Annotated in this window: 27 protein-coding genes; 14 read left to right on the forward strand and 13 right to left on the reverse strand. The window is 73.4% G+C overall.

Going from position 1 to position 26,760, the window contains the following annotated elements; genetic code table 11:
* Nucleotides 1–3: 3 nt before the first annotated feature.
* Together ACFWV2_RS05840 and ACFWV2_RS05845 are read right to left on the reverse strand one after the other, a co-directional pair.
* Entirely contained in the window at nt 4–267 is a 264-nt protein-coding gene (locus ACFWV2_RS05840; protein ID WP_384402170.1) for a DUF3263 domain-containing protein, read from the reverse strand.
* Between the two features lie 44 nt (nt 268–311).
* Nucleotides 312–1,595, reverse strand: a complete 1,284-nt coding sequence (locus tag ACFWV2_RS05845; RefSeq protein ID WP_384402172.1) for an ABC transporter substrate-binding protein — start codon at nt 1,593–1,595, stop codon at nt 312–314.
* 220 nt (nt 1,596–1,815) lie between these two features.
* Here ACFWV2_RS05845 and ACFWV2_RS05850 point away from each other — a divergent pair, with 220 nt between their 5' ends.
* The 3 genes from ACFWV2_RS05850 to ACFWV2_RS05860 all read left to right on the forward strand — a co-directional run bounded on the left by ACFWV2_RS05850 (nt 1,816) and on the right by ACFWV2_RS05860 (nt 4,975).
* Nucleotides 1,816–2,766, forward strand: coding sequence for an ROK family protein (locus ACFWV2_RS05850; protein WP_384402175.1), 951 nt, complete (start codon nt 1,816–1,818; stop codon nt 2,764–2,766).
* Nucleotides 2,766–3,911 carry an N-acetylglucosamine-6-phosphate deacetylase gene (nagA, locus tag ACFWV2_RS05855; protein ID WP_384402178.1) on the forward strand — a complete coding sequence of 382 codons (1,146 nt, stop codon included), beginning with the start codon at nt 2,766–2,768 and terminating at the stop codon, nt 3,909–3,911. Before ACFWV2_RS05850 ends, nagA begins: the two co-directional genes overlap by 1 nt.
* 131 nt (nt 3,912–4,042) lie before the next feature.
* Nucleotides 4,043–4,975 carry a 1-phosphofructokinase family hexose kinase gene (locus ACFWV2_RS05860; RefSeq protein ID WP_384402508.1) on the forward strand — a complete coding sequence of 311 codons (933 nt, stop codon included), beginning with the start codon at nt 4,043–4,045 and terminating at the stop codon, nt 4,973–4,975.
* 18 nt (nt 4,976–4,993) lie between these two features.
* Here ACFWV2_RS05860 and ACFWV2_RS05865 read toward each other — a convergent pair whose 3' ends face one another.
* Both ACFWV2_RS05865 and cdgB read right to left on the reverse strand, forming a co-directional pair.
* Nucleotides 4,994–5,968, reverse strand: coding sequence for a CBM35 domain-containing protein (locus ACFWV2_RS05865; RefSeq protein WP_384402181.1), 975 nt, complete (start codon nt 5,966–5,968; stop codon nt 4,994–4,996).
* Nucleotides 5,969–6,063: 95 nt separating this feature from the next.
* The gene (gene cdgB / locus ACFWV2_RS05870) at nt 6,064–7,788 is read right to left on the reverse strand and encodes a diguanylate cyclase CdgB (RefSeq protein WP_384402184.1); all 1,725 of its coding nucleotides are present in this window, start codon (nt 7,786–7,788) and stop codon (nt 6,064–6,066) included.
* A gap of 280 nt (nt 7,789–8,068) precedes the next feature.
* Here cdgB and ACFWV2_RS05875 point away from each other — a divergent pair, with 280 nt between their 5' ends.
* Nucleotides 8,069–8,632 carry a flavin reductase family protein gene (locus ACFWV2_RS05875; protein WP_384402186.1) on the forward strand — a complete coding sequence of 188 codons (564 nt, stop codon included), beginning with the start codon at nt 8,069–8,071 and terminating at the stop codon, nt 8,630–8,632.
* A 114-nt stretch (nt 8,633–8,746) separates the two neighbouring features.
* On the opposite strand, the gene arfB is transcribed toward ACFWV2_RS05875, so the two are convergent.
* Nucleotides 8,747–9,184 (reverse strand): alternative ribosome rescue aminoacyl-tRNA hydrolase ArfB, encoded by a 438-nt coding sequence (gene arfB / locus ACFWV2_RS05880; RefSeq protein ID WP_360794288.1) that lies wholly within the window; start codon nt 9,182–9,184, stop codon nt 8,747–8,749.
* A 115-nt stretch (nt 9,185–9,299) separates the two neighbouring features.
* Between arfB and ACFWV2_RS05885 the strand changes: the two genes are divergently transcribed.
* Nucleotides 9,300–9,875 (forward strand): TerD family protein, encoded by a 576-nt coding sequence (locus ACFWV2_RS05885; RefSeq protein WP_360794286.1) that lies wholly within the window; start codon nt 9,300–9,302, stop codon nt 9,873–9,875.
* A 188-nt stretch (nt 9,876–10,063) separates the two neighbouring features.
* Here ACFWV2_RS05885 and ACFWV2_RS05890 read toward each other — a convergent pair whose 3' ends face one another.
* Both ACFWV2_RS05890 and ACFWV2_RS05895 read right to left on the reverse strand, forming a co-directional pair.
* Nucleotides 10,064–11,467 carry a M1 family metallopeptidase gene (locus tag ACFWV2_RS05890; protein WP_384402190.1) on the reverse strand — a complete coding sequence of 468 codons (1,404 nt, stop codon included), beginning with the start codon at nt 11,465–11,467 and terminating at the stop codon, nt 10,064–10,066.
* Nucleotides 11,468–11,622: 155 nt separating this feature from the next.
* Nucleotides 11,623–12,162, reverse strand: coding sequence for a heme-binding protein (locus tag ACFWV2_RS05895; protein ID WP_384402193.1), 540 nt, complete (start codon nt 12,160–12,162; stop codon nt 11,623–11,625).
* 271 nt (nt 12,163–12,433) lie between these two features.
* Between ACFWV2_RS05895 and ACFWV2_RS05900 the strand changes: the two genes are divergently transcribed.
* The 3 genes from ACFWV2_RS05900 (at nt 12,434) to ACFWV2_RS05910 (ending at nt 15,666) form a co-directional block, all read left to right on the forward strand.
* Nucleotides 12,434–13,630 (forward strand): histidine kinase, encoded by a 1,197-nt coding sequence (locus tag ACFWV2_RS05900; protein WP_384402196.1) that lies wholly within the window; start codon nt 12,434–12,436, stop codon nt 13,628–13,630.
* The gene (locus ACFWV2_RS05905; RefSeq protein ID WP_384402199.1) at nt 13,630–14,250 is read left to right on the forward strand and encodes a response regulator; all 621 of its coding nucleotides are present in this window, start codon (nt 13,630–13,632) and stop codon (nt 14,248–14,250) included. Before ACFWV2_RS05900 ends, ACFWV2_RS05905 begins: the two co-directional genes overlap by 1 nt.
* A 210-nt stretch (nt 14,251–14,460) precedes the next feature.
* Nucleotides 14,461–15,666, forward strand: coding sequence for an FAD-dependent monooxygenase (locus ACFWV2_RS05910; RefSeq protein WP_384402203.1), 1,206 nt, complete (start codon nt 14,461–14,463; stop codon nt 15,664–15,666).
* 10 nt (nt 15,667–15,676) lie between these two features.
* On the opposite strand, the gene ACFWV2_RS05915 is transcribed toward ACFWV2_RS05910, so the two are convergent.
* Entirely contained in the window at nt 15,677–16,480 is an 804-nt protein-coding gene (locus ACFWV2_RS05915; RefSeq protein WP_384402206.1) for an ABC transporter permease, read from the reverse strand.
* Complete coding sequence (locus ACFWV2_RS05920) at nt 16,477–17,448, reverse strand: ATP-binding cassette domain-containing protein (RefSeq protein ID WP_384402209.1); 972 nt, start codon at nt 17,446–17,448, stop codon at nt 16,477–16,479. The genes ACFWV2_RS05915 and ACFWV2_RS05920 overlap by 4 nt, the downstream gene beginning before the upstream one ends.
* A 132-nt stretch (nt 17,449–17,580) precedes the next feature.
* Between ACFWV2_RS05920 and ACFWV2_RS05925 the strand changes: the two genes are divergently transcribed.
* The 3 genes from ACFWV2_RS05925 to ACFWV2_RS05935 are packed head-to-tail and all read left to right on the forward strand — an operon-like array spanning nt 17,581 to nt 20,031.
* Complete coding sequence (locus ACFWV2_RS05925; protein WP_384402211.1) at nt 17,581–18,822, forward strand: sensor histidine kinase; 1,242 nt, start codon at nt 17,581–17,583, stop codon at nt 18,820–18,822.
* A complete protein-coding gene (locus ACFWV2_RS05930; RefSeq protein WP_384402214.1) occupies nt 18,819–19,517 on the forward strand; it encodes a response regulator in 699 nt (232 codons plus the stop codon). Before ACFWV2_RS05925 ends, ACFWV2_RS05930 begins: the two co-directional genes overlap by 4 nt.
* Before the next feature lie 13 nt (nt 19,518–19,530).
* The gene (locus ACFWV2_RS05935) at nt 19,531–20,031 is read left to right on the forward strand and encodes a hypothetical protein (RefSeq protein WP_384402217.1); all 501 of its coding nucleotides are present in this window, start codon (nt 19,531–19,533) and stop codon (nt 20,029–20,031) included.
* 41 nt (nt 20,032–20,072) lie between these two features.
* On the opposite strand, the gene ACFWV2_RS05940 is transcribed toward ACFWV2_RS05935, so the two are convergent.
* A complete protein-coding gene (locus tag ACFWV2_RS05940) occupies nt 20,073–20,747 on the reverse strand; it encodes a pentapeptide repeat-containing protein (protein WP_384402220.1) in 675 nt (224 codons plus the stop codon).
* Nucleotides 20,748–20,857: 110 nt separating this feature from the next.
* Between ACFWV2_RS05940 and ACFWV2_RS05945 the strand changes: the two genes are divergently transcribed.
* Entirely contained in the window at nt 20,858–22,039 is a 1,182-nt protein-coding gene (locus ACFWV2_RS05945) for an NAD(P)-binding protein (RefSeq protein WP_384402223.1), read from the forward strand.
* 178 nt (nt 22,040–22,217) lie between these two features.
* Entirely contained in the window at nt 22,218–23,216 is a 999-nt protein-coding gene (locus ACFWV2_RS05950) for a zinc-binding dehydrogenase (protein WP_384402226.1), read from the forward strand.
* Nucleotides 23,217–23,274: 58 nt separating this feature from the next.
* Here ACFWV2_RS05950 and ACFWV2_RS05955 read toward each other — a convergent pair whose 3' ends face one another.
* The 3 genes from ACFWV2_RS05955 to ACFWV2_RS05965 all read right to left on the reverse strand — a co-directional run bounded on the left by ACFWV2_RS05955 (nt 23,275) and on the right by ACFWV2_RS05965 (nt 25,111).
* Nucleotides 23,275–23,607 (reverse strand): hypothetical protein, encoded by a 333-nt coding sequence (locus tag ACFWV2_RS05955; protein WP_360794268.1) that lies wholly within the window; start codon nt 23,605–23,607, stop codon nt 23,275–23,277.
* Between the two features lie 10 nt (nt 23,608–23,617).
* Nucleotides 23,618–24,097, reverse strand: a complete 480-nt coding sequence (locus ACFWV2_RS05960; RefSeq protein ID WP_384402230.1) for a GNAT family N-acetyltransferase — start codon at nt 24,095–24,097, stop codon at nt 23,618–23,620.
* Between the two features lie 126 nt (nt 24,098–24,223).
* On the reverse strand, nt 24,224–25,111 hold the full coding sequence (locus ACFWV2_RS05965) for an aminoglycoside phosphotransferase family protein (protein ID WP_384402233.1): 888 nt from the start codon (nt 25,109–25,111) through the stop codon (nt 24,224–24,226).
* Nucleotides 25,112–25,320: 209 nt separating this feature from the next.
* Here ACFWV2_RS05965 and ACFWV2_RS05970 point away from each other — a divergent pair, with 209 nt between their 5' ends.
* Nucleotides 25,321–26,709, forward strand: a complete 1,389-nt coding sequence (locus tag ACFWV2_RS05970) for an NAD(P)/FAD-dependent oxidoreductase (protein WP_384402236.1) — start codon at nt 25,321–25,323, stop codon at nt 26,707–26,709.
* Nucleotides 26,710–26,760 lie beyond the last annotated feature (51 nt).

A 26,760-nucleotide genomic window follows, 5' to 3' on the forward strand; every position in this document is an offset into this window, starting at 1 on the left:
GTCTCAGCGCCGCCGTCGCCGCTCGTCCCTGACCCGGCGGAGGCGGTTGACCGTCACCGGGTCGTGGGCGAGGGCGCGCGGGTCGTCGAGGAGCGCGTTGAGCAGCTGGTAGTAACGGGTCGGGGAGAGCCCGAGCCGCTCGCGTACCGCCCGCTCCTTGGCGCCGGGCCCGGGCCAGGAGCGGCGCTCGACGGCGAGGACGGCCCGTTCGCGCTCGCCGAGCCCGCTCTCGTCGTCGGCGTCCACCGTTTCCCGGTCCTCGGTCATACGACCAACCTATTACTCCTGCCCGGTACCGCGGCTCGTCGCTCCTACTCGGCGTTCTCCGCCGCCGTCGCCGTCCGGCTGATCGAGCCGAGGACGTCGGCGGGGCGACCGGCCGGGCTGACGGCCTTGCCGATGTTCTGCTTGATGTTCTCGCTGACCTGGGACCAGGACGTCTTGCCGACGGGCGGCAGCTGGCTGTCCGGGAGCGTCTTCAGGAAGACCCGCAGGTTGGCGTGCTCCGGCTCGGTCTCCATCCGGGTGGAGGCGCTGACGGTGACCGGGAGGAGGTCGTTGTCGCCGGCGAACTTCAGGACGTTCTCGTCGGTGAAGACGAAGTTGAGGAAGTCGCCGATCTCCTTGCGGTGACCGTTCTGCTTGAAGCCCATGATCCAGTCGGCGACGCCCATGGCGCTGTCCGGCGGCCCGTCGACGCCGGGCAGCGGGACCTGCCCGACCTCGACGCCCTTCTTCGCGGCCTCCTTGAGGAGCGACGGGTGGCCGTTGAGCATGCCGACCTCGCCGTTGGCGAAGGCGGCGAAGGCGGCCTTGCGGTTGAGCTTGGCGGGGGCCACGGGCCCGGTCAGGCCCTTGTCGACCAGGCTCTTCTTGAGCCACTCGAAGGTGCGGACGTTGGCGTCGGAGTCGACGGCGTAGCGGTCGGTTCCGTCGGTCCAGCCGCCGCCGCCGCTGAGCAGCCACATCAGGGCCTCGGCCTGGGCCTCCTCGGGGCCGAGCGGCAGCGCGAACGGGGTGCGGACACCGTCGTCCTTGAGCTTCTCTGCGGTGGCGGCGAGCTCGGCCCAGGTGGTGGGCGCCTTGGCGCCGGCGTCCTCGAAGAGGGCCTTGTTGTAGAAGAGGGACCGGGTGGAGGCCACGAAGGGCAGACCGTACTGGGTGCGCTTGTGCTCGCCGGCGTCGACGAGCGGGGCGAGGAAGTTGGCCTGTACGGGTATGGAGAGCAGCTCGTCGGCGGCGTAGAGCTGACCGGCGGCCGCGTAGTCGGCGTAGGAGCCGACCTGCGCGATGTCGGGGGCCTCGTCGGCCTTCACCATCTCGGAGACCTTGCGGTCGACGTCGTCCCAGGACACGACCTGCACCTCGACGGTGACGCCGGGGTGCTCGGCCTCGAAGGCGGCGACGAGGTCGGTCCAGTACTTCTTGGTGGTGTCGCCACCGTTGAGGTCGTAGTCGGCGGCGACCAGTCGCAGGGTCACGTCGCCCGAGTCGCCCCCCAGGGAGCCGCAGCCCCCGACCGTCGCGGTCAGGCCGAGTGCGGCGGCTGCCGCGGTCAGTCCAAGGAATCGTCGCCGTTCCACGGCTTCATCCACCTTTTGCTCGTCGTTGAGCTGCTTCGAGCGCCTTGTTTGCTCTGCGCAGGGCCGTAAGTCTCTCCTGTACGCGAACTGGAGGTCTACACCACTGGAGTGTCAGGTGCGCAACACCGGCGGGGACCACGGCCCCGTGACCCCGGTCGGATTTTGTACCCGCACGCAACAATCCACGAAAGTGGACTAGACCTTTGGGTTCCCGCGCGTCAGAATGTCCCCCGTGAGACACGTCATCGCCCTGGATGTGGGCGGCACAGGTATGAAGGCCGCTCTCGTCGGGGCGGACGGCACCCTGCTCCACGAGGCCCGCCGCGCCACCGGACGCGACCGCGGCCCCGAGGCGGTCGTGGAGACGATCCTCGGCTTCGCCGCGGACCTCCGCACCCTCGGCCGGGAACGGTACGGACAGCCCGCCGCGGCCGCCGGAGTCGCCGTCCCCGGAATCGTCGACGCCGAGAACGGTATCGCCGTCTACGCCGCCAACCTCGGCTGGCGCGACGTTCCCATGCGCGAACTCCTCAGCCGCCGCCTCGACGGCATCCCCGTCGCCCTCGGCCACGACGTCCGCACCGGCGGCCTCGCCGAAGGCCGTATCGGCGCGGGCAACGGCGCCGACCGCTTCCTCTTCGTACCACTCGGCACCGGCATCGCCGGCGCCATCGGCATCGGCGACCGCATCGAGGCCGGCGCCCACGGCTACGCCGGCGAGATCGGCCACATCATCGTCCGCCCCGGCGGCACCGCCTGCGGCTGCGGCCAGCACGGCTGCCTGGAACGGTACGCCTCCGCCTCCGCCGTCTCCCAGGCCTGGGCCGAGGCCAGCGGCGATCCGGACGCCGACGCCGCCGACTGCGCCAAGGCCGTCGAAGCCGGCGACCCCACGGCCCTCCGGATCTGGCAGGACGCCGTCGACGCCCTCGCCGACGGCCTGGTCACCGCGCTCACCCTGCTGGACCCGCGCACGCTCGTCATCGGTGGCGGACTCGCCGAGGCGGGGGAAACCTTGTTCACACCACTCCGGGCCGCGGTGGAGGAGCGAGTCACGTTCCAGAAGCTGCCCGCCATCGTCCCGGCAGCCCTCGGGGACACCGCCGGATGCCTGGGCGCGGGCCTCCTCGCCTGGGACCTGCTCGCCGACCAGCACTCCACCGACCCGGAGGTTTCCCCCTGATGGCCGATCACCAGGTTCTCGCCGGCGCACACGTCGTGCTGCCCACCGGAATCGTCGAGAACGGACGCGTGATCGTCACGGGTGACCGCATCACCGGCGCCGCCCCCGAAGGCGCGCCCGTGGTGGACCTGACCGGCCACTGGCTCGTCCCCGGCTTCGTCGACATGCACAACCACGGCGGCGGCGGGGCCTCCTTCACCTCGGGCACCGTCGACGAGGTCCTCAAGGGCGTCCACACCCACCGGCTGCACGGCACCACCACCGTCGTCGCCTCCTTCGTCACCGGCGAGGCGGACTTCCTCACCCAGCGGGCCGGGCTGCTCTCCGAACTCGCCGAGCAGGGCGAGATCGCCGGCCTCCACTTCGAGGGCCCGTTCATCTCCCCCTGCCGCAAGGGCGCCCACGACGAGTCGCTGCTGCGCGACCCCGACCCGGCCGAGGTGCGCAAGCTGGTCGACGCCGCCCGGGGCCAGGCCAAGATGGTCACCCTGGCCACCGAGCTGCCCGGCGGCCTCGACTCCGTACGGCTCCTCGCCGAGCACGGCGTGATCGCCGCCATCGGCCACACCGACGCGACGTACGAGCAGACCGTCCAGGCCATCGACGCGGGCGCCACCGTCGCCACCCACCTCTTCAACGCGATGCCCGGCCTCGGCCACCGCGCCCCCGGCCCCATCGCCGCCCTCCTGGAGGACGAGCGGGTCACCGTCGAGCTCATCAACGACGGCACCCACCTCCACCCCGCCGCCCTGGAGTTCGCCTTCCACCACGCGGGCAGCGAGCGGGTCGCGTTCATCACCGACGCCATGGACGCGGCGGGCTTCGGCGACGGCCGGTACATGCTCGGCACGCTGGAGGTCGAGGTGAAGGACAGTGTCGCCCGCCTCGTCGAGGGCGACTCCATCGCCGGCTCGACCCTCACCCTGGACCGCGCCTTCAAGCGCGCCGCCACCATCGACCGGCTCCCCGTCACGGCGATCGTCGAGGCCATCGCCGCCAACCCCGCCCGGCTCCTCGGCGTGTACGACCGCGTCGGCTCCCTCGAACCCGGCAAGGACGCCGACATCGCCGTCCTCGACGCCGAGTTCAACCTCACGGGCGTCATGCGCAAGGGCGAGTGGATCGTGGCCCCGACAGCGGCCTGATCAGGGGTCATACGCGAGGGCGGTCGGCCGGGGGGCTGGGCCGGCCGCCATTCGTTTGGCATGATCGGTGCCCGTCGGAACGTACGTTCCACAGAAGTTCACACGGTGCACGGAGTACGGGGGTGGAACAGGTGATTCTCACGGTCACCCTCAACACGGCACTCGACCTGACCTACCGGGTCCCCGCCCTCGTCCCGCACGCCTCGCACCGGGTCACCCAGGTCATCGAACGCCCCGGCGGCAAGGGCCTCAACGTGGCCCGCGTCCTCGCCGCCCTCGGATACGAGACGGTCGCCACCGGTTTCGCGGGCGGTGCGACCGGCGCCGTGCTCCGCGACCGGCTCGCCGCGACCCCCGTCCAGGACGAACTGGTGGAGACCGCGGGCCCGACCCGCCGCACCGTCGCGGTCGTCGACGCCGCCACCGGCGACACCACCCAGCTCAACGAGCCGGGCCCGGCCGTCACCGCCGCCGAGTGGACCGTCCTCCGCGCCCGCTTCACCGCGCTCCTGGACGGCGCCACGGCGGTCGCCCTCTGCGGCAGCCTCCCGCCGGGCATCCACGTCGGGGCGTACGCGGAGCTCGTCCGGCTCGCCCGCGCGGCCGCCGTGCCCGTCCTGCTCGACACCAGCGGCGAACCCCTGCGGCGCGGTATCGCCGCGCGCCCCGACCTGGTCAAGCCCAACGCCGACGAACTCGCCCAGCTCACCGGCTCCCGCGACCCGCTGCGCGCGACCCACGACGCCCGGGGCCGGGGCGCCCGCGCGGTCGTCTCCTCACTCGGCCCCGAGGGCCTGCTGGCCGCCACCCCCGAGGGCCTGTGGCGAGCGACCCCGCCCACGGCCATGAAGGGCAACCCCACGGGCGCCGGCGACTCAGCCGTCGCCGGCCTCCTCTCAGGCCTGGCCGACGACACCCCCTGGCCGGTCCGCCTGACCCGCGCGGTCGCCCTGTCGGCGGCGACGGTGCTCTCCCCCGTGGCCGGAGAGTTCGACCGAACGGCTTACGAGGAGCTGCTGCCCCGGGTGAGGGTCACCGAGGTACCGGTCCGGGACCGGGTGTAGCGGCCGTACCGGCCGTGATCAGCTCGCCGGTTCGTGCGTGACTTCCAGCCAGTCGAGCAGCACGTCGCACTGGTTGCCCGTCTCGCACGAGATCTTGATCTCGTTGCCGCCCTTCTTGAGGGTGACCGGCGCCCAGGTGGTCTGCCAGTTCTTCTCCAGGCTCGGGTCCGTGGAGTGGACGAAGTTCTTCAGGCCGAGGGGCGAGGAGTTCGCCTTGCCGTTGACCGTCAGGGTGGCGTTGGCGTCGACGGCCGGGATGGCGTAGCGCACGGTGAGGCGGTACTTGCCCCCCACCGGCATGTTCGCCTTCCACGTCACCGAGGAACCGACCTGGTTGAAGCCCGCGACGTACGTGCCGTCCGAGCCCTCCGCGCCCTTCACGTCCTTGGCGAGGGCGGCCGTGCCGCCCAGCTTCAGCGTCGCCGCGTCCTGCTTCGGCAGTTCCGCCGGGGTCTTGTCCGCGCTCGGGGCGGTGCTGGGCTGCTCGGAGACCGTGGACGGGGCCGTCGGGGTCGTGCCGCCGTCGGCCTGCCGGCCCTTGTCGTCCTTGCCCGCGTTGGTGATCACCGCGGCCGCGATGCCGATCACGACGACCGCGACGACCGCGACCGCGCCGATGAGGAGGCCCTTGGTGTTGGGGCCGCGGCCGGAGCCACCGCGCTGCTGGTGCGGCGGCGGGGACTGCCTCGGCGGGCCGCCGTAGGTCTCGGGGGCGGCGTACTGCGCCTGCTGCTGGCGGTACGGGGCCTGCTGCTGCGGCGGTACGTAGGCCTGCCCCTGACCCTGGGCCGGCCCGCCGTACTGGCGCTCGCCGACCGTTCTGACCTGGTGGTACGAGGTCCGGGGCACGCCGGGCTGAGCCACCGCGGGGCCGGGGTAACCGTAGCCGCCGCCCTGGGGAGGCTGAGCGCCCGCTGCCTGACCGTCCTCGTACAGGTAGCCGAACGGGTCGTCGTTCTCGGGCTTCTTCGCGCCGTCGTTACCGGCAGCCATCCGGGTTCCTCTCCATGCTCGCCAGCCGTCGCCGACCGGCCGAGCCTACCCCGAACGGACCAGCCCCCGAATCGGCCCCAAGCGTGTCACGGGCCTCAGCCGGCGCGGCGGTGGACCTTGGCGCGGGAGCGTTTCTCCACGTACATCCGCTGGTCGGCGGAGTTCAGGACCTCCTCCACGGACATCCCGCATTCGGCCCAGCCGATGCCGAAACTCGCCCCCACGCGGACCGCCCGGCCGTCCACCCGGATCGGCGGAATGATCGCGCTGCGCAGACGGACCGCGAGGTCGGCGGCGTCGGCCGCGCCGAGGCCGTCGGCGAGGACGACGAATTCGTCGCCCCCGAGCCGGGCGACGGTGTCCCCGTCCCGGACGCAGGTGGTGAGCCTGCGGGCGACCTCGATGAGGACGGCGTCACCGGTGTGGTGACCGAAACGGTCGTTGATCGACTTGAAGCCGTCGAGGTCGCAGAAGAGGACGGCGAGGCCCTTGGTGCCGTCGTCGGTCTCCCCGCCCGCCGGGCCGACGAGGTGGACGTGGTGGTCGTACGGCCCGACGCCGCCCACCGGCTCGAAACCGAAGCCGTGCTCGTGTTCGTGCTCGTACGGCACCTCGTAGGGGGAGGACCCGGCCGGGCCGGGGCCGTACCCGGTGCGGCCCGTCTCGTAGCCACCGTCCCGCGCGGAGTCGTAACCGCCGCCGAAGCCGCCGACCTGCGCGGCCACGGGGGGCGCAGCGGGGCGCTCGCAGATGCGGGCGGAGAGCCGGGAGCGCAGTTCGGCGCTGTTGGGGAGGCCGGTGAGGGCGTCGTGCGAGGCGCGGTGGGCGAGCTGGAGCTCGTGGCGCTTGCGCTCCTCGATGTCCTCGACGTGGGTGAGGAGGAAGCGGGGGCCGTCGGCGGCGTCGGCGACGACCGAGTTGCGGAGGGACACCCATACATAGGTGCCGTCGCGCCGCCCGAGCCGCAGCTCGGCCCGGCCGCCCTCGGCGGAGGTCCGCAGGAGGGTCCCTATGTCCTCGGGGTGGACGAGGTCGGCGAAGGAGTAGCGCCGCATCACGGAGGCGGGCCGGCCGAGGAGCCGGCACAGGGCGTCGTTGGTGCGGAGCAGCCGTCCGTGCTGGTCGCCGCCCATCTCGGCGATGGCCATGCCGGACGGGGCGTACTCGAAGGCCTGCCGGAAGGACTCCTCGCTGGCGCGCAGGGCCTGCTGCTCCCGTTCGAGCCGGACGAGTGCGCGCTGCATGTTGGAGCGGAGGCGGGCGTTACTGATGGCGATCGCCGACTGGGAGGCGTACATCTGGAGCGCCTCCTGGCCCCAGGGGCCGGGGTGCCGGCCGTTGCGCGGGCGGTCGACGGATATGACGCCGAGGAGCTCGCGGCCCGAGCCCGACGCGTACATGGGGGCGTAGAGGCGGTCGTGCGGGTGCCACTCGTCCTCGAAGCGGGGGGCGGGGCCGTCGGTGTGCCACTGGGGGACGTCGTCCTCCATGAGCACCCAGCCCTCGGTGTGCGGTATGAACCGCAGGTCGCCCCAGGCGTCCGCCATGGCGAGGCGCCGCTCCCAGGAGGCGCGGGAGCCGACCCGTCCGGTGATCAGGGCCTCGGCGGCGGAGCTTCCGGCGAAGGCGGCGACGACGAGGTCACCGTCGGGGCGTACGAGGTTGACGCAGGCCAGCTCGTAGTTGAGACCGGCGACCACACCGTCGGCGACGGTCTGCAGGGTGTCCGCCAGGCTGCGCGCAGTGTTGAGGTCCGCCACGACCTGATGCAGCTGCCGCAGGGTCGAGAGACGGACGTACGGCTCCGACTCGGTCTCCATCGCTCGCTCTCCCCGAGACCTCGACAGCAACTCCAGGGTTCTCATCGGCTTCGTGTTGCAGTGTCCCTGCCACTGAATCACAGCGAGCTGCGTAGCCGGTACACAGGGTCAGCAATAACTCGCCTCTGTGACTCAAGTCACAGCAGGTCATGGCCGGTTGCGCCGGGTCCCGGAGCCGGGCGGGCGTTCCGGACAGGGGCAGGTCCTAGGACCGCCGGGGGTACCGGACTGGTCCCCCCGCCCGATGCGGCCTCCGGAGCGCCCGGACTAGCGTGCGGGTGTGCTGCAGACGACCCCAGGCTCACCCCCCGTGTCCGATCTGGCCATCCCTCATGCTGAGGGGGTGAGCAACGACGACTTCCGGGCGGCGATGTCCCGCCTCGCGGCGGGCGTGGTCCTCGTGACCGCGCACGACCCCGACGACGGCCCGCGCGGCGAGGACGTCGGCATGACGGCCACCGCCTTCGTGTCGGTGTCCCTCGACCCGCCGCTGGTCCTGGTGAGCCTCCGCAACGGCTCCCGCATGGACGACCTGCTCACCGACGTCCCCGTCTGGGCGGTGTCGGTCCTCTCCGAGGGCCAGCGGCACATCGCCGGGCGCTTCGCGATGAGGAACCGCGTCAGCGACCGGCTCCTCTTCGCCGACCTGCCGTACATCCGGGGCGAGGAGAGCGGCGCCCCGCTGATGGGCGGCGCGCTGGCGACGCTGGAGTGCCGTACGGAGAGCCGTGTCGTGGCCGGTGACCACACGCTGGTCGTGGGCCGGGTCCTGACGGTCGGCGCCCTGGCGGCGGAGGGCGGCCCGCTGACGTACTACCAGGGGGAGTACCGGCACCTGTCCTGACGGACGGGACCCGTGGGAGCGCCCGGCTCCGGCCGACCGGGAGACGCGGGGGCGCTCAGCCCCGGTCAGGGGGATGCGGGAGCGGCCGGCCCACCTCGCGGGTGGCGGAAGCGCTCAGCCCCAGTCGCGGGACTGGCGGGTGCGCTTGGTCTCCGAGCGCTGCTTCTTCTCCCGCAGCCGGCGCTCGTTGATACCGCGCGGGATCTTCGTCGCCCTGCGGGGCTTCGGCGGCGGGGCCGTCGCCTCGGCGAGGAGGGCGGCCAGGCGGACCGCCGCCGTCTCGCGGTTGCGCCACTGGGAGCGGTGCTCCGAGGCGCGGACCGTCACCACCCCGTTGACCAGGCGGGTGGCCAGGCGCTCCAGGGCGCGGGCCTTCCACACCTCGGGCAGCGACGCGGTGGCCGCGAGGTCGAACCGGAGCTCGACCTGGGAGTCGCTGGTGTTGACGTGCTGTCCGCCCGGCCCCGACGAACGCGAGAAACGCCACTGGAGCTCGGCCTCGGGGAGCGAGACGGAGCCGCGGATGGGATACGGACCGGACATGCCCCCCATGTTCCCCGCAGGGGGCCATCGGAGTCATCCTGTTTTCGCCGGGCGGCTTCCGGGAACCGCCGGGGGCGCGCACGCGTTCCTCCAGGCGAAGACATCACGATGAAAGGGACTTTCCATGGCTGTGAGCCTGTCCAAGGGCGGCAACGTCTCTCTGACCAAGGAGGCCCCCGGCCTCACCGCTGTCACCGTGGGCCTCGGCTGGGACGTCCGTACGACCACCGGCACCGACTTCGACCTCGACGCTTCCGCGATCGGTGTGGACGCCGCCGGCAAGGTCGCCTCCGACGCGCACTTCGTCTTCTTCAACAACAAGTCGACGCCGGACCAGACCATCGTCCACACCGGTGACAACCGCACCGGCGAGGGCGGCGGCGACGACGAGCAGATCAACGTCAACCTCGCGGCCCTCCCGCCGAACGTCGACAAGATCGTCTTCCCGGTCTCCATCTACGACGCGGTGAACCGCTCGCAGAACTTCGGCCAGGTGCGGAACGCGTACATCCGCATCCTCAACCAGGCCGGCGGCGGCGAGATCGCCCGTTACGACCTCTCCGAGGACGCCGCCGTCGAGACCGCCATGGTCTTCGGCGAGCTCTACCGCAACGGCGCCGAGTGGAAGTTCCGCGCGGTCGGCCAGGGCTACGCCTCGGGCCTGGAGGGCATCGCCCGCGACTTCGGCGTCAACCTCTGACCCAGCACCACCACAGGCTGCCGACACGGCGGCGGAGGCGACTGCCGGCGCGGTCGCCGCAGCGACTGCCGACACCCGTCACGGCCGCCGCAGCGACTGCCGACACGACGCCGTCGCCGTCACGGGCAGGGCCCCGGCCGGGATTCTCCGGCCGGGGCCCTGCCCGTTCCGCGTGACCGTCGGGGGCCTCACGGCCGGTCCGGCTTCCCCTCGCCGTAGAGCCACACCTTCCACAGACCGTCGAGGTCCCGTCCGGCGACGCCCTCCGCGTAGGCCGTGAAGTCGGCCGTGGAGGCGTTGGCGTGACGGTACTTCGCGGGCCAGCCGCGCAGGATCTCGTCGAAGACCTCGTCCCCCACCGTCTCGCGCAGCTTGTGGAGGACCATCGCGCCCCGCTGGTACACGGGCGGGTCGAACAGGTTCTCCGGGGCGGGCGGATCGGCCGGCGGGAAGGTCCAGTTGATCTCCTTGGCGAACGCGCGGGCGAAGCTGGTCCGGGCGGGGACGTGCCCGTACTCCTCCGCGTACAGCCATTCCGCGTACGTCGCGAAACCCTCGTTCAGCCACAGGTCCCGCCAGGTCGCGGGCGACACGGAGTTTCCGAACCACTGGTGGGCCAGCTCGTGGACGAGGGTCGTCCGGTCGAAGGAGGCCGCGGGGAAGACGGGCCGGGTCTGGGTCTCCAGGGCGTAGCCGAGGGTGCCGTCCTCGGTGACGATCGCCCCGGCGGCCGAGAAGGGGTACGGGCCGAAGCGCCGGGTCTGCCGGTCGAGGATCTTCGGGATCTCGTCGAGGAGCGCGGCGCTGCCCGCCGCGACCACCGGATCGGCGGCGGTCAGGACGGGTACGGACCCCAGGGCGGTCGCCGTGTCCGTACGGAACCGGCCGACGGCGACCGTCGCCAGATAGCTCGCCATCGGTTCGGGCGCCTGCCACACGGTGGTGACGCGGCCGTCCGGCGCCGTCCGGCGGGCGGTCCTGACGCCGTTGGAGACGGCCTCGACACCGGCCGGGACGGTGAGGGTGATCTCGTACCCGGCCTTGTCCGAGGGGTGGTGATTGCCGGGGAACCAGGTCATCGAGCCCACCGGCTGACCGACCGCGACCGCCCCGTCGTCGGTGCGCAGCCAGCCTTCCCGGGTGCCGTCCGCGTCGGTGACCGCCTCGGGCACGCCCGCGTACGTGACGGTCGTGCGGAACTCCGCGCCCTCGCGGATCTCCTCGCGCGGCCGGAGCGTCAGCTCGTTCCCGGCCCGGTTGACCGCGGCGGGCTCGCCGTCGACGGTCGCCCGGCCGACCGTGAGACCGGCCAGGTCGAGGTTGAAGGCGCTGAGGTCCTGGCCGGCGCGGGCGGTGATCTCGGCGGTGCCGTCGAGCTGCCCGGTGCGGGGGTCGTAGGCGAGGGTCAGGGCGTACTGCCGCACGTCGTAGCCGCCGTTGCCCAGCTTCGGGAAGTACGGATCGCGCAGCCCTGCGGCCCCGGGGGTCCCCCGGACGCCGCCGAGGGCCGCGGTGCAGCCGCCCGCGAGCAGCGCGAGAGCGGTGAGGGCGGCGGCGAGAGCCGTGGCCGCCCGGGTCCGGCGGAGGTTCACGTACCGATCCTAAGCAGGACGGATACGACGTGCCCTGTCGACCTCGGGCGCTCACTCGCACAGGACGCGACGCCGGCGCTGCGCGCTTCACGCCTCGGGCCGCGACAGCTGATCTGCGCGCTTCACCGCCAAGGGCCGCGAGCCGCTCTGCGCGCTTACTTGCCCAGGGCCGCGACGCCGGCCTTGGCGAACTTCTCGTCGAGGTCGCCGGAGGGGGCGCCGGCGACACCGATGCCGGCGATGGGGGCGCCCTTGGCGGTGACCGGGGCGCCACCGGCGAGGAAGAGGGTGCCGGGGATGTCCTTCAGGTTCGGGGCCTGGGCGAGGCGGCCGGCGAGGACGGAGGTGGGCGCGTTCCAGGAGACGGCGGTGTACGCCTTCTTCTCGGCGGACTCGTAGGACTGCGGGCCGGCGCCGTCGCCGCGCAGGGTGACGAGGGTGTTGCCGTTGCGGTCGACGACGGCGACGGAGACGCGCTGGTTCTCCTTCTCGGCGGCGTCGAGGGCCGCCTGCGCGGCCATCGTGGCGGCCTCGATCGTCAGGTGCGTCGACTGCTGGAGGTTGCCGTTTCCGGCGTCGGCTCGGACCGCGGCGGCGGGGGCGGCGGCCGGGGCGGAGGCGTTCGCGGAGACCACGCCGAAGGTGCCGGCGGCGAGGACGGCGGCGGCGGCGGCACCGAAGAGGATCTTCTTCATGGGGAACTCCGTGAGGTGAGGTGAAGTGGTGTGGAGTGGTGTGAAGCGAAGTGGGGTGGAGTGAGGCGGGCGGGACGGGCTGGACGTCCGCCTCCTTCGCTCTGCCATCCATCCTGTGGCCGCGCCCCGCGCCGTCCGGTCCACGGACCGGCTGCCCTCCTCGCGCACACTGGAGGACGGCCGGGTCAGCCGATCGGCTGATGCCGGTGTGGTCACCCCGGGCCAGGATGGACAGATATCCCCAGGTCGGAAGGCAGTGGAAGGTGGGAACGTGACACGCCCGACGAGCCCCGCCGAGACCGGCCTCCCCACGGAGACCGACCGGGACCCCGACGCCCCCTGGCTGGCTCGGGTCATGCACATCGCCTTCTTCCTGCTCCTCGGCGCCTCGCTCGCCCGCTTCCTGCTGCGCCACCCCTGGGAGGACCGCAGCCCCTGGATCGTCGCCCTCTCCGGCGCCCTCGCCTCCCTCTACCTCCTCGGCCCCGTCGTCGGCACCCGCGCCGCGCCCCGCCGGATCGCCTGGCTGGGCACGGTCGTCGCGGTCTGGATCCTGCTCGTCGTCCTGGCGCCCAGCTTCGCCTGGTGCGCGGTGCCGCTCTTCTACACGGGGCTTCGCACCCTCCCGGCCCGCGCCGCGCTCGGCCTGGTCGCGCTGCTCACCGTGTTCGTGGTGTTCGCGCAGGTGCAGCTCGCGCACGGCGGCTGGGACCCGAACCTGATCGTCGCTCCGCCGGCCGTCGCCGCCATCGCCACCGGGGTCTTCGTGTACTCCGACCGGCAGGCGGCGCGTCAGCGGGCCCTCATCGACGACCTGATCCGCACCCGGCGGGAGCTGGCCGCGATCGAGCGCCGCGAGGGCACCCTCGCGGAGCGCCAGCGGCTGTCCATGGAGATCCACGACAGCCTGGCCCAAGGTCTGTCGAGCCAGCAGATGCTGCTCCAGGCGGCCGACCGGACCTGGGACGGCGACCCTGCGACGGCCCGCCGCCATGTCCGTACGGCCGAGTCGATCGCCGAACGCAACCTGGCCGAGGCCCGCCGCTTCGTGCACGACCTCGCGCCCGCCGACCTCGCCGAGGACGGCGGCCTCGAAGAGGCCCTGCGCGGTCTGGCCGGCCGCGAGTCGGCGGCCTTCCGGGTGGACGGGGCGGCCGTACCACTGCCCGAGCGGGTGCAGTCGGCACTGCTGCGGATCGCGCAGGGCGCCCTGGCCAACATCCGCGAGCACGCGGGCGCCGACTCCGCCGCCCTGACCCTGACGTACCTCGACGACCAGGTGGTCCTGGACATCGCCGACGACGGCCGTGGCTTCGACCCCGTCGAGAAGCCGGGCGGGGTGCGCGGCCACGGACTGCCCGCGATGCGCGTACGGGCCCGGCAGCTCGGCGGCACCCTGACGGTCGAGTCCACCCCCGGCGAGGGCACCGTGCTCTCCGCCGCGATCCCGCTGTCCCTGGAGTCGTGATGTCCGTACGGATCCTCCTCTGCGACGACCACGTCGTCGTCCGCGCCGGGTTGCTGGCGCTGCTCGGCAGCACCCCGGACATCGAGGTCGTCGGCGAGGCGGGCAGCGGCGAGGAGGCCGTCGCCATGGCGGCGAAGCTGAGGCCCGACGTCGTCCTGATGGACCTCCAGCTGGGCGCGGGCATCGACGGTGTGGAGGCGACCCGCCGGATCGCGCCCACGGGCGTCCACGTCCTCGTCCTCACCACGTACGACACGGACGCCGACATCACCCGCGCGATCGAGGCGGGCGCCACCGGCTACCTCCTGAAGGCCGAGCGGCCGGAGGAACTGTTCGCCGCCATCCACGCGGCCGCCCAGGGCCGCACCGCCCTGTCCCCGCCGGTCGCGAGCCGGGTCATGGACCGGATGCGGGGCGCGGCGGGGCCGAGTCTCACGGACCGGGAGCGGGACATCCTCGGCCAGCTCGGGCGGGGCCTCGGCAACCGGGAGATCGCACGGGCCCTGTTCATCAGCGAGGCGACGGTCAAGACGCACCTCGGCCGTATCTACGCGAAGCTCGGCGTCGACACGCGCGCGGGCGCGGTAGCGGTGGCGAAGGAACGACGCCTCCTCCCGTAGGGCCCCCACCCGCGCAGCCACCCCACGACACCTGCTCCCGTGGGGCACCGCCCCGCGCAGCCACCCCGCGGCGGCGGCTGCCGTAGGGACCCGCCCCCGGCGCCTGCAACGCCTCAGGCCGACACACTGCTACGGTGCGTTACCATCCGACCGCACGGGGTCATCACACGTGTCCCGAGACGGTCAGCCAGTCAGCCAGTGGGAGCGCAAGTGAAGCTCGCGATCGTCGGCGGCGGACCCGCCGGCCTCTATCTCTCGATCCTCCTGAAGCGGCAGGACCCGGCCCACGACATCACCGTGTACGAGCGGAACCAGGCGGGTTCCACGTACGGCTGGGGCGTCACGTACTGGGCCGGGCTTCTGGACAAGCTGCGCGCGGGCGACCCCGAGTCCGCGGCGGCCGTCGCGGAGGCCTCCGTGACCTGGAACGACGGGGTCGCCATCGTCCGCGACGAGCGGACCGTCCACCGCGGCGACGCCGGCTTCGGCATCGGACGCCGCCGGATGCTCGCCCTGCTCGCCGACCGGGCCGGGGAACTCGGCGTACGGGTGGAGTTCGAGCACGACATCCCCGGCGCGGACGCGCCCGAACTGGCCGACGCGGACCTGGTCGTGGCCGCCGACGGGGTGAACAGCGTGCTCCGCGAGGCGCACGCCGGCCACTTCGGCAGCGAGGTCGTGAGCGGCCGCAACCAGTACATCTGGCTCGGCACCACCAAGGTCTTCGACTCCTTCAGCTTCGCGTTCAAGGAGACCGCGCACGGCTGGATCTGGTGCTACGCCTACGGCTTCAGCGGCGAGCGCTCCACCTGTGTCGTCGAGTGCTCCCCCGAGACGTGGACGGGCCTCGGTCTCGACACGCGCGGCGAGACCGACAGCCTGCGCTTCCTGGAGAAGCTCTTCCACGACCTCCTGGACGGGCACGAACTGATCGGCCGCGACAGGGCCGACGACGCCGCCCAGTGGCTCACCTTCCGCACCCTCACCAACAGGGTGTGGCACCGCGGCAACCTGGTCCTCCTCGGAGACGCCGCCCACACCACCCACTACTCGATCGGCGCGGGCACGACGCTGGCCCTGGAGGACGCGCTCGCCCTCGCGGACGCCCTGCGCTCCTCGACGGACCTCGACACGGCCCTCACCCTGTACGGGAAGCGGCGCCGCGCCGAACTCGTCTCCGCCCAGAGCGCGGCCCGCTACAGCGCCCAGTGGTACGAGAACCTCCCCCGCTACATGAGGCTGGAGCCGGCCAGGATGTTCGCCCTCCTCGGCCAGCGCCACTCGCCCCTGCTCCCCCACGTGCCGCCGCAGCTGTACTACCGCCTCGACCGGGCCGCCGAACAACTGGAACCGCTGCGCCGCCTCAAGCGCTGGCTGGGACCCCGCCTGGCCCGGGCGACCCACGGCCGCCGCTGAACACCGTCCGTCACACGTCCCGGCGACGGACCGCGACCAGGGCCACCGCCACCGCGGCGATCGACCAGACCGCGTACACCGTCCAGGCCCCGCCCGTCGTCCACGGGTACTCCACCGGCACCGGAGACTCCCCCACCTCCGTGAGCCGCTTCCACGCGCTCTGCGGAAGGGCGTGCAGGAAGACCGCCGACCAGCGGCTGTCCCCGTCGACCAGCGCGGGGAGCAGCAGCAGGACGCCGGTGAGGGTGACGATCGTGGCCGCCGTGTGCCGCACGAGCGCGCCGAGCCCGAAGCCGACGAGCGCGCACACGGGAGCGAGCAGCGCGGACGCGGTGACAGCCGCCGCCGCGCCCGGATAGGCGATCGACATGCCCACGTCCCGGCCGGACAGCACCGCCTGCGTGGCGGCGAACGACACCCCGGCGACGAGGGTCCCGTACCCGAGCATGACGCCCGCGAGGACCAGCGTCTTCGCCGCCGTGACGGCACGCCGGTCGGGAACGGCGACGAAGGTCGTACGGATCTGCCCGGTGCCGTACTCGCCGACGATCACGAGCGCCCCGATCGCGCCGGTCGCGAGCATGAACACCATGGCCCCGCCGAGGGTGAAGGCGTCCCGCATCGCCCAGACCGGCACGAAGAGTGCGCGGATGCCCTCGGAATAGTGAGGGTAGTTCCGAAGGTCGGCGAAGGCCGCGCTGAGGTTGACGCCGAGGACGGCGACCGCGCCGACACCGAACGCCCAGGGGGTCGAGCGCAGGGACCACAGCTTCATCCACTCGCCGGCGAGCAGATCGCGGAAGCGGGCGTTCACCGGCTTCCCTCCTTCTTCTGGTACTCGACGCTGTCGGCGGTCAGTTCCATGAAGGCCTCCTCCAAGGACGCCGCACACGACGTCAGTTCGGCGAGCGGGGTGCCGTGCCGGAAGGCGAGCAGCCCGACGCCGTCCGCCGCCATCCCGGTCACGGTGAGCGCCCATTCCTCTCCTTCCGGGGGCCGTACGGTCGCCCCGGCGCGGATCAGAGCGGCGGCGAGGCCCGGCCCGGCGGCCCGGTCGGCGGTCCGTACGATCACGCCCCGGCGGGTGCCCCGGGCGGCGAAGTCCCCCAAGCTCTCGGCGGCGATCAGCCGGCCGCGGCCGATGACGACGAGGTCGTCGGCGGTGTGCTCCATCTCGCTCATCAGATGGCTGGAGACGAACACCGTGCGGCCCTCGGCGGCGAGGCGCCGGAACAGCTCCCGCGCCCAGCGGACCCCTTCCGGGTCCAGGCCGTTGACCGGCTCGTCGAAGAGCAGCACGGGCGGGTCGCCGAGCAGGGCGGCGGCGATCCCGAGGCGCTGCCTCATGCCGAGGGAGTAGCCGCCGATCCGGCGACGGGCCGCCTCGGCGAGACCCACCTCGTCGAGGACCTCGCCCACGCGGCGGCGCGGGAGACCGTTGCTCCGGGCGAGGGCGGCGAGGTGCCCCTCGGCGGTCCGCCCGCCGTGGACGTCGTGCGCGTCGAGCAGCGCCCCGACGTGCCGCAGGCCCCGGGGCAGCTCCCCGAACCGCCGCCCGCCTACGGTCGCGGTCCCGGAGGTCGGCTCGTTGAGCCCCAGGACCAGCCGCAGGGTCGTGGACTTCCCGGCGCCGTTGGGTCCGAGGAACCCGGTGACCCGCCCGGGCCGCACCGTGAAGCTGAGCCGGTCGACGGCGGGCCGGTCGGACATGACGGCCCTCCGCCCGAGGGGGCCGCCGATCCGGCGGCCGTAACGCTTGGTCAGTTGTTCTACTTCGATCACCTGGCCCACGGTGCCGGGACGCCACCCCCGCCCGCATCGGCCCGCCGGCCGCAGTCACACGGTGGCAGTGGCCCCCGGGCGTACGCCCCCGGGCCGATGTCCGGCCGGCCGCACCGCGCCTACGATCGGCCCATGCCCGCCACCGGACCGCCCGCCGACGCCCCCTCGGCCACCCGCACGGCCGACGCCCCGCCGGGCGGGCGCACCTCCGCGACCCTGGCCTGGTGCGCGGCCGCCGCGCACCCCTTCGTCCTCTTCGCGGGCCTCCAGGCGGGACCGATCCGCACCGCCCCCGAGTTGCGCATCCTCCTCGTCGCCATCGGCACCGGCCTGCTGCTCCCCCTCCTGCGGCGCCGGCCCGAGGTGGTGCTCGGGCTGCTCCTCGTCGGGCTGTTCGCCGCGTCGACGACCCGGCCGTCCGCCGGGCTGACGTACCTGCCGGTCCTCGCCGCCGACGCCTGCGTCGGACGGCTGGTGGCCCACCGCCCGCTCCGGGTCGCCCTGCCCGCCGCGGCGGTGACGCTCGCCGTACAGATCGGTTCGGCGCTGTACACGACCTCGGGCCAGGACGTCTTCGTCACCACGGTCGTCGCCCTGGCCCTGGCGATGTTCACCGCGGGCCTGCTCGGGCACTCCTCCCGTGAGCGGCGCTCGCACGCGGCGGAACTGCGCGCCCGGACGGCGGCCGAGGCCGTCACCGCCGAACGGCTGCGGATCGCCCGCGAACTGCACGACGTGATCGCCCACAGCATCGGCGTCATCGCCATCCAGGCGGGGGTGGGCCGCCGGGTCATCGAGACCCAGCCCGCCGAGGCCCGTAACGCCCTCGCGACCATCGAGACCACCAGCCGGGAGACCCTCGCCGGTCTGCGCCGCACCCTGGGCTTGCTGCGGGCCTCGGCGAAGGACGCCCCGGGGCACGCCCCCGCACCGCGTGGCCCGGCGCCCGGCCTCGCCGACCTGGAGCGGCTCGCCGCGTCCACGGCGGACGCGGGAGTGCGGGTCGAGGTGCGGCGGCTGGGAGACCCCGGGCGGCCGCCGCCACCGGAGGTCGACCTGGCCGCGTACCGGATCGTCCAGGAGTCGCTGACCAATGTCGTACGCCACGCGGGCGCCCGCGCCTGCCGGGTGACGTTGGAGCGGGGCGAGGACGTCCTGCTCGTCGAGATCACGGACGACGGCCCGCCCACCCCCGCCGCACCCCCCTCCCCTGTCCCCTCCCCCGAAGAGGGGTACGGCATCGTCGGCATGCGCGAGCGGGCGGCGCTCCTCGGCGGCCGCTTCTCGGCGGGGCCGCGCGCCGGAGGCGGCTTCCATGTGACCGCCGAACTACCGCTGCCCCACCCGGCTCGGAAAGGAACCCCCGCCCCATGAGCACGCCGATCCGGGTCCTCCTCGTCGACGACCAGCCGCTGGTACGAGCGGGTCTGCGCGTCCTGATGGCGGACAGCCCGGATCTCGAGGTCGTCGGCGAGGCGGGCACCGGCATCGAAGCGGTCCGGCTCACCGAGGACCTCCGGCCGCGGCCCGACGTGATCGTGATGGACGTACGGATGCCCGGCATGGACGGCATCGAAGCGACCCGGATCGTCACGGCGGGCACCGACGCGCCCCGGGTCCTCGTCCTGACCACCTTCGACGACGACGAGTACGTGTACGGCGCGCTCCGCTCCGGGGCGAGCGGCTTCCTCGTCAAGGACATGGCCCTGGACGACATCCTCGCGGCGATCCGGGTGGTCGCCGCAGGTGACGCCCTGATCGCGCCAGGCGTCACCCGCCGCCTGATCGAGGAGTTCGCGGCCCGCCCGGAGCCCGCCTCGGCCTCCGGCGCCGCCACGGCCCCCGCCGCCACACTTCTCACGCCGGGTGCGCTCGCCGGGGTCACCGCGCGGGAACGCGAGGTCCTCGCCCTCGTCGGCCGCGGTCTGTCCAACGGCGAGATCGGGGAGCGGCTCCACATCAGCGCGGCCACCGCCAAGGCACACGTGGCACGCCTCTTCACCAAACTGGGCGCCCGCGACCGGGTGCAGCTGGTGATCCTCGCGTACGAGGCGGGGCTGGCGCCGTGACACCATCGGTCCCGTGCTCGACATCGGCTACTCCCTCTCCCGTCGCTTCCCCGACCCGCCGCAGACCGACTACCGCCACGCGGACGTCCACGCGCTGCGCCACGACCTGTTCTGCGGGGACGTGTACCTCGCCGACACCAAGGCGGACCGGGAGATCTCCACAGCCTGGGGATGGGTTCCTGTGCTCGACTTCGCGTGGGCGCTGTGCGACATCGTCGAGCAGCTCGACCAGGACCCGCGCGGCAACCGCTCCGCCCGGCAGCAGTACGCGGAGCTCGACTTCACCGAGTCCTCCGACCGGATGCTCTTCGAGCGCCGCTTCGGCTGGGTGGACGTCGAGGCCGACTGGATGCCGGGGGACGAGCCGCCCCTCACCTTCGGCCACTCCCTCCTGCGCCGCGAGGCCCGCGACTTCCTGCACGACCTGATCGCCGACCTCACCGACATGCACGAGGGCCTCGCCGACAACCCGGCCGTCTGGTCCTTGCAGGCCCGCTTCCCCCGCCTGCCGTAGGGGACCTCGCAGGACAACGCGCCACGGCGAGCCCCCGGGTCTCACCCCTCCACCCGCACCCCCAGCCGCGCCGCGAGCACCGGCGCCAGGTCGAGGAGCTGGGCCGTCGAGATCACCGCGCCCGCGAGCGACTCCACCCCCCGCTCGATCTCCAGGCGCTGGACCCCTCTCAGGTCCACGTCCGTGAGCCGGGCCCCGCTGAAGTCCACGCCCGTGAGCACGCAGTCCACGAACTCCACCCGCTCAAGCACCGCACCCCCGAGGTCGAGCTCGCTCAGCACACAGCCCTCGAAGACGACGTCCTTCAGCTTCGCCGCCCGCAGGTTCAGGTAGTCGCACTTCCCTCCCCGCACCACGACTCTCTCCAGCACCGCCCCGTGCAGCTGCGCCCCGCCGAGCCGCGCGTCCACCACCTCCACGTCCCGCAACTGCGCCCCGGCCAGGACCGTCCCCACCCCGCGTACGCCGGTCAGCACCGAGTCGAGGAACCGGGCCCCCGTCAGGCGCGTCTCGTCGAGCCCGCACTCGCGCAGCGCGCAGTCCAGGAACCGCGCGCCCTCCCCCGACTGCCCCGCGAGGTCGAGCCCGGCCAGTTCGAGGCCGTCGTAGTCCCCGTCCGGCGCGAGACCGCCCTCGTACGCCTCCAGGGGAGGGAGCCGCACCTCCGGCCGCCGGGCCCCCGCCACCGCCGCCTTCTTCTTCCGAGTCGTCACCATGACCCCATGGTGATGTACGCCACTGACAACGCCCCCGATGTCACGAACGCGTCCCCGCCGTCCGTCCTCCGGTCAGGACCGGTCACCAGCCCGACACGAGGGAGACGGACATGCGGAAGCTCACGATCATCGGCGGCGGCTTCGCCGGACTGACCGCGGCCATCACCGCCGCCGAGGCCGGCACCAGGGTGACCGTGTACGAGGCGCACCGGACCCCCGGCGGCCGGGCCCGTACGGCCGAGGGCCCGTACCGCACCAACGAGGGCCCGCACGCGCTCTACGCCGGCGGCCCCCACTGGACCTGGCTCGGGCAGCGGGGCCTGCTCGGTCCGCTCGCGCCCCTGCCGCCCGCCGAGGCGCTCCGGTTCCGCTTCCACCGCGCCGGCGCCCTGCGCCGCACCCCGCCGCTCGGCCTGCTGCGGCAGTCCCTCCGTACCGCCGGCAAAGCCCCCGTGGACCTCGACTTCCACACCTGGGCCCGGGGGTTCGCGGGCGAACGGGCGGCGCGGGAGGCCGCCGCGTACGCCGGGGTCGCGCTCTTCCACCACGACCCCGGCGCACTCTCCGCCCGCTTCGTCCAGGAACGGCTGCACCGGGCCGCCGCCGTCCCGCCCGAGGCGCACTACGTGCGGGGCGGCTGGGGCGAGCTCATCGGGCGGATGGTCGCGCGCGCGTGCGAGATGGGCGTACGGATCGAGACGTCGGCCCGCGTCGAGAGCCTCGATGGCCTCGATGGCCTCGATGGCGGCGGCGGACCGGTGATCGTCGCCACCTCCCTGCCCGCCGCCGCCCGGTTCCTCCGCGACCCGTCGCTGACCTGGGAGAGCGGCCGTACCGTCCTCGTCGACCTTGCCCTGCACGGCCGGAAGGGGGACCCGTTCGTGATCTCCGACCTGGACGCGCCCGGCTGGATCGAACGGTTCACCGCCCAGGACCCGTCCCTCGCCCCGGCCGGACATCAGCTGATCCAGGCCCAGTTCCCCATCGGACCCGGCGCGACCGGGGCGGACGGCGTCGCCCACGGGGAACGCCTCCTCGACCTGGGCTTCCCCGGCTGGCGCGAACGGACGGTGTGGCGGCGGGATTCGGTGGCCCAGGGGCGTACGGGGGCGGTCGACCGTCCTGGCACGACCTGGCGCGACCGGCCGGCCGTCGACCGGGGCGACGGCGTGTACCTGGTGGGGGACCAGGTGGCGGCGCCGGGGGTGCTGTCGGAGGTGTCGTTCACGAGCGCGGTCGAGGCGGTGTCCCTGGCCCTGCGCGCGGACCACCTGGCCGCGAGGCACGCGTGACCTCGGCCGTACTCGCCGACCACCTTGAACCCCCTGAATCCCTCGAACCCGTCGAACCCCTCGAACCCGTTGAACCCGTTGAACCCCTTGACCTCAAGCAAGCTTGAGGTCGGAGGCTTGCCCTGTCGGCGCCGCACGACACCCGCACACCCGCCCGTACGACGACAGGGGAACCGCCATGCACGCCGTCCGCCTCCACGCCTTCGGCCCCGCCGAGAACCTCACGTACGAGGAGACGCCCGACCCCGTACCGGGCCCCGGTCAGGTCCGCATCCGGGTCGCCGCGGCCGGTGTGCACCTCCTCGACACCGCGCTCCGCGAGGGGATGACGGGCCCGTTCCCGGCGCCCGCCCGCCTGCCCACCATTCCCGGCCGCGAGGTCGCCGGCACCGTCGACGCCCTCGGCGAGGGCACCGACCCGGCCTGGCTCGGCCGGCGGGTCGTCGCCCACCTCGGCATGAACCCCGGCGGGTACGCCGAACTCGCCGTCACCGACACCGCCCGCCTCCACGCCCTGCCCGACCACCTCGGCGAGGCCGAGGCCGTCGCCATGATCGGCACCGGCCGCACCGCCCTGGGCATCCTGCAGTTCACCGAACTCGGCCCCGAGTCGGTGGCCGTCGTGCCCGCCGCCGCCGGCGGCATCGGCACCCTGCTCGTCCAGTACGCCAAGAACGCCGGCGCCACCGTCATCGGCCTCGCCGGCGGCCCCGCGAAGGTCGCCCTCGTCCGGGAGAACGGCGCCGACCTGGCCGTCGACTACAAGGAGCCGGACTGGCCGGAGAAGGTCCGCGCGTACCTGGGCGACCGCACCGCCACCGTCGTCTACGACTCGGTCGGCGGCGACACCGGCCGCGCCGCCGTCGACCTCCTCGGCCCGGGCGGACAGCACGTCGTCTTCGGCTGGTCCGGCGCCGGACTCCACGACGGTGAAGCGCTCACCTTCCCACCGGAGGAACTCGCGGCGCGCGGCATCACCTCGGACTCCGTCCTCGGCCCCGTCATGATCCAGAAGGCGGGCGGAGACGTCCGCAACCTCGAACTCGCCGCCCTCGACGCGGCGACCACCGGCACCCTCCGCCCGGCGGTCCACCGCTTCCCGCTCGCGGACGCGGCGGGCGCCCACCGCGCCCTGGAGACCAGGGGCACGACGGGCAAGGTGGTCCTGGTGCCGTAGGGCACGCCCGGCGGCCCGGGCGGCGGCCCCGGTCCCGTCCGCTGTCACGCCCCGAGGGTCAGACCCCGACGACGTCCCAGGAGTGTGCCTTGAACTCCTTCTTGAAGTCGGGGTGGTCCTCCCACATCCGGGCGATGGAACGCAGCACGTCCCAGTTCTGTTCGAGGGCCTGGTCCACCACGGGCCGCAGCTCCGCCGACTCCCGCTTCTCCACGAGCCCGCCGACGGCCGCCGCGGCCTGCACGGTGTAGCGCGTGGCGCGCAGGGCCCGGGACGTGTCGTCCATCCCGAACCCGTGGTCGCTCCCGTTCGCGGGATCGAAGAGCGGGGTCAACCGCGCCTCGATGAAGGCCGTGATCCGCTGGAAGCGCTGCTCGATGTCCGTATCCATGCCCCCTTTCCTACACCCCCGGCCCACCGAGCCCGGCCAGTGCCCCGTCCGTCAGGCGGTAGACCGTCCACTCGTCCTGCGGGCGGGCGCCGAGGGACTCGTAGAAGTCGATCGAGGGCTTGTTCCAGTCGAGTACGGACCACTCCAGGCGCTCGTACCCGCGCTCCACGCAGATCCGGGCCAGTTCGCGCAGCAACGCCTTGCCGTGGCCGCCGCCGCGGGCCTCCGGGCGGACGTACAGGTCCTCCAGGTAGATGCCGTGGACTCCGCGCCAGGTCGAGAAGTTGAGGAACCAGAGCGCGAAGCCGACCACGTCCCCGGCGTCCGTCTCCGCGACGTGGGCGAAGGCGGCGGGCCGGGCACCGAAAAGGGCCTCGTGGAGCTGCTCGGGGGTCGTACGGACCTCGTGGAGGGCCTTCTCGTACTCCGCGAGGTCGCGGACCATGGCGTGGATGACGGGGACGTCGACGGGCGTGGCGGTACGGATCATGCGCCCCAGGGTGCCCTGGCGGAGGCCTCCGCGGCGAACGGAATCCGCGCGACGGTCACGCCCCACGCCACCGCGCCACAGACCACCCCACCACCTCCCACACCACCCGCGACACAGACCGCCCCCTCACCCCCTCCCCGCCACCAGGAGCCGCGCGACCTCCACCTGCTCCTCGTTCAGGCCCGGTTCGCCGTCCGCCACGTCCCAGAGGGCGTTCTGCAGGATGCGGCCCAGCGTCCACGCCACCGCGCGCGCCCGGTCGCCGACGACCTCGGCGAGCAGGTCGAACCGCCACAGGACGTCAGCCGGGTCGAAGCGGTCGAGCAACGACGGCAGCAGTTCGAAGCCCGGGTCCCCCGCGAGCGGCTTCGGGTCGATCGCCAGCCACGGTTCGCGCCCGCCCGCCAGGACGTTCCCCAGGTGCAGGTCCCAGTGGAGCAGCCTGCCACCCGGTTCGCCCGCCACCTCCCGTACCGCCGCCGCGCAGTCCCGCAGGACCGCCGCGTCCCGCGCGCCGAGGCGTACGGCCGCGTCGGGGACCTCGGCGAGCATCCCGGCCGCGATGTCGCCGAGCGTGCGCAGCCCCGGAGGCGCGGGGACCGCCGTCAGGCGCGCGAGCAGCCCGGCGACGACCCCGAGGGCCTCCCGGGTGTCGGTGAGGGACGTCAGCGGCCGGGCGTCGTCGAGCCGTTCCAGGAGCATGGTGCCGTTCCCCGGGTCATGGTCGAGGAGCCGTACGACGCCGTCACCGTCCCAGGCACGCAGGCCGATCGGCTCGCCCTCCGTCTCCTCGTCAAGGAGCTGCATCTTCAGCGCCGCGCGCGTGCCGTCCGCAACCCGTTCGACGGGCAGGACCAGGGAGGCCACCCCGTACATGGAGGGACCCGTGACCCGCAGTCCCCACCGGCGGATGGACCCCTCGGCGAGGGCGGGCAGCCCGGCGACGAATGCCCGCCCGGCCTCCCCGTTGTACTTCGCCTGCGACGCCGCCAGTTCGTCAGGAACGCGAATCATCCCCGAACCTTAGGCACCCGCCTTCCGGAGCGACGAGTTCCGCACGAGATCCGCAGGGCGGACGCAACGGAATCCGCACCGCTCACGCGCGGGACGGGCCCCGTCGAACCAGGGCCGGGCGCCCTCGGGAAGGCGCCGCCGAGGGCCCGTATCCCTGGGACCGAGGCCCCGGGTAACCTCCCGCCCACGCACCCGGAAGAGGGATACACATGAGTACGGTCAACGGCGGCATCTCGTTCTGGTACGCGCAGGACGGCACCCCCGCTCCCCGCGAACCGCTCCCCGGCGACACCACGGCCGACGTCTGCATCGTCGGCGGCGGCTACACAGGTCTGTGGACCGCCTACTACCTGAAGAAGGCCGTCCCCTTCCTCAACATCACCGTCCTCGAAGCGAAGTTCTGCGGGTACGGAGCCTCCGGACGCAACGGCGGCTGGCTGTACAACGGCATCGCCGGCCGCGACCGCTACGCGAAGTTGCACGGCCACGAGGCGGCCGCCCGCCTCCAGCAGGCCATGAACGCCACCGTCACCGAGGTCCTCGACGTCTGCGAGGCCGAGAAGATCGAGGCCGACCAGCACCGCGGCGGCGTCCTGGAGGTGGCCCTCTCCCCCGCCCAGCTCGCCCGCCTCAAGGCGTTCCACGCGGCGGAGGCCGCCTTCGGCGAGACCGACCGCGCCCTGTACGGGGCCCGCGAGACCGCCGCCCGGATCCGCGTCACCGGTGCCGTCGGCTCGTCCTGGACCCCGCACGGGGCCCGACTGCACCCCGTGAAGCTCGTGAAGGGCCTCGCGGCCGCGGTCGAGGCTCTGGGCGTCGTGATCCACGAGTCGACCCCCGTCACCGAGATCAGGCCGAAGCACGCGGTCACCCCGTACGGCACGGTCCGCGCCCCGTACGTCCTGCGCTGCACCGAGGGCTTCACCGCCACCCTCGCCGGCCAGCGCCGCACCTGGCTCCCCATGAACTCCTCGATGATCGCCACCGAGCCCCTCGACGACGCCCAGTGGGAGGCCGTCGGCTGGGAGGGCCGCGAGACCCTCGGCGACATGGCCCACGCCTACGTGTACGCCCAGCGCACCGCCGACGGCCGCATCGCACTGGGCGGCCGGGGCGTCCCGTACCGCTTCGGCTCGAAGACGGACAACGACGGCCGCACCCAGCCACAGACGATCGAGGCCCTCCGCGACATCCTGGTCCGCCTCTTCCCCCAGCTGGCGGGAGTACGGATCGACCACGCCTGGTCCGGAGTGCTCGGCGTCCCGCGCGACTGGTGCGCCACGGTCACCCTCGACCGCTCCACGGGCCTCGGTTGGGCGGGCGGCTATGTGGGCTCGGGCGTCGCCACGGCCAACCTCGCGGCCCGCACCCTCCGCGACCTCATTCAGCAGGACTCGGGCCAGTCGGGCCCCACGGACCTGACGGCCCTGCCCTGGGTGAACCACAAGGTCCGCAAGTGGGAACCGGAGCCCCTGCGCTGGCTCGGAGTCCAGACGATGTACGCGGCCTTCCGGGGCGCGGACCACCGCGAGGCCACGGGGAACACCGCGGCGACGGACCGGGTGGCGGTGGTGGCGAACCGCCTGAGCGGGCGCTGAGGGGCGGGGTCGGGGAGAGGCACGGATACCGGGTGGGGGGGCGCCCCCGCC

Origin of the sequence: Streptomyces sp. NPDC058671, from assembly GCF_042716475.1 — a bacterium.
Classification (GTDB): Bacteria; Actinomycetota; Actinomycetes; order Streptomycetales; family Streptomycetaceae; genus Streptomyces.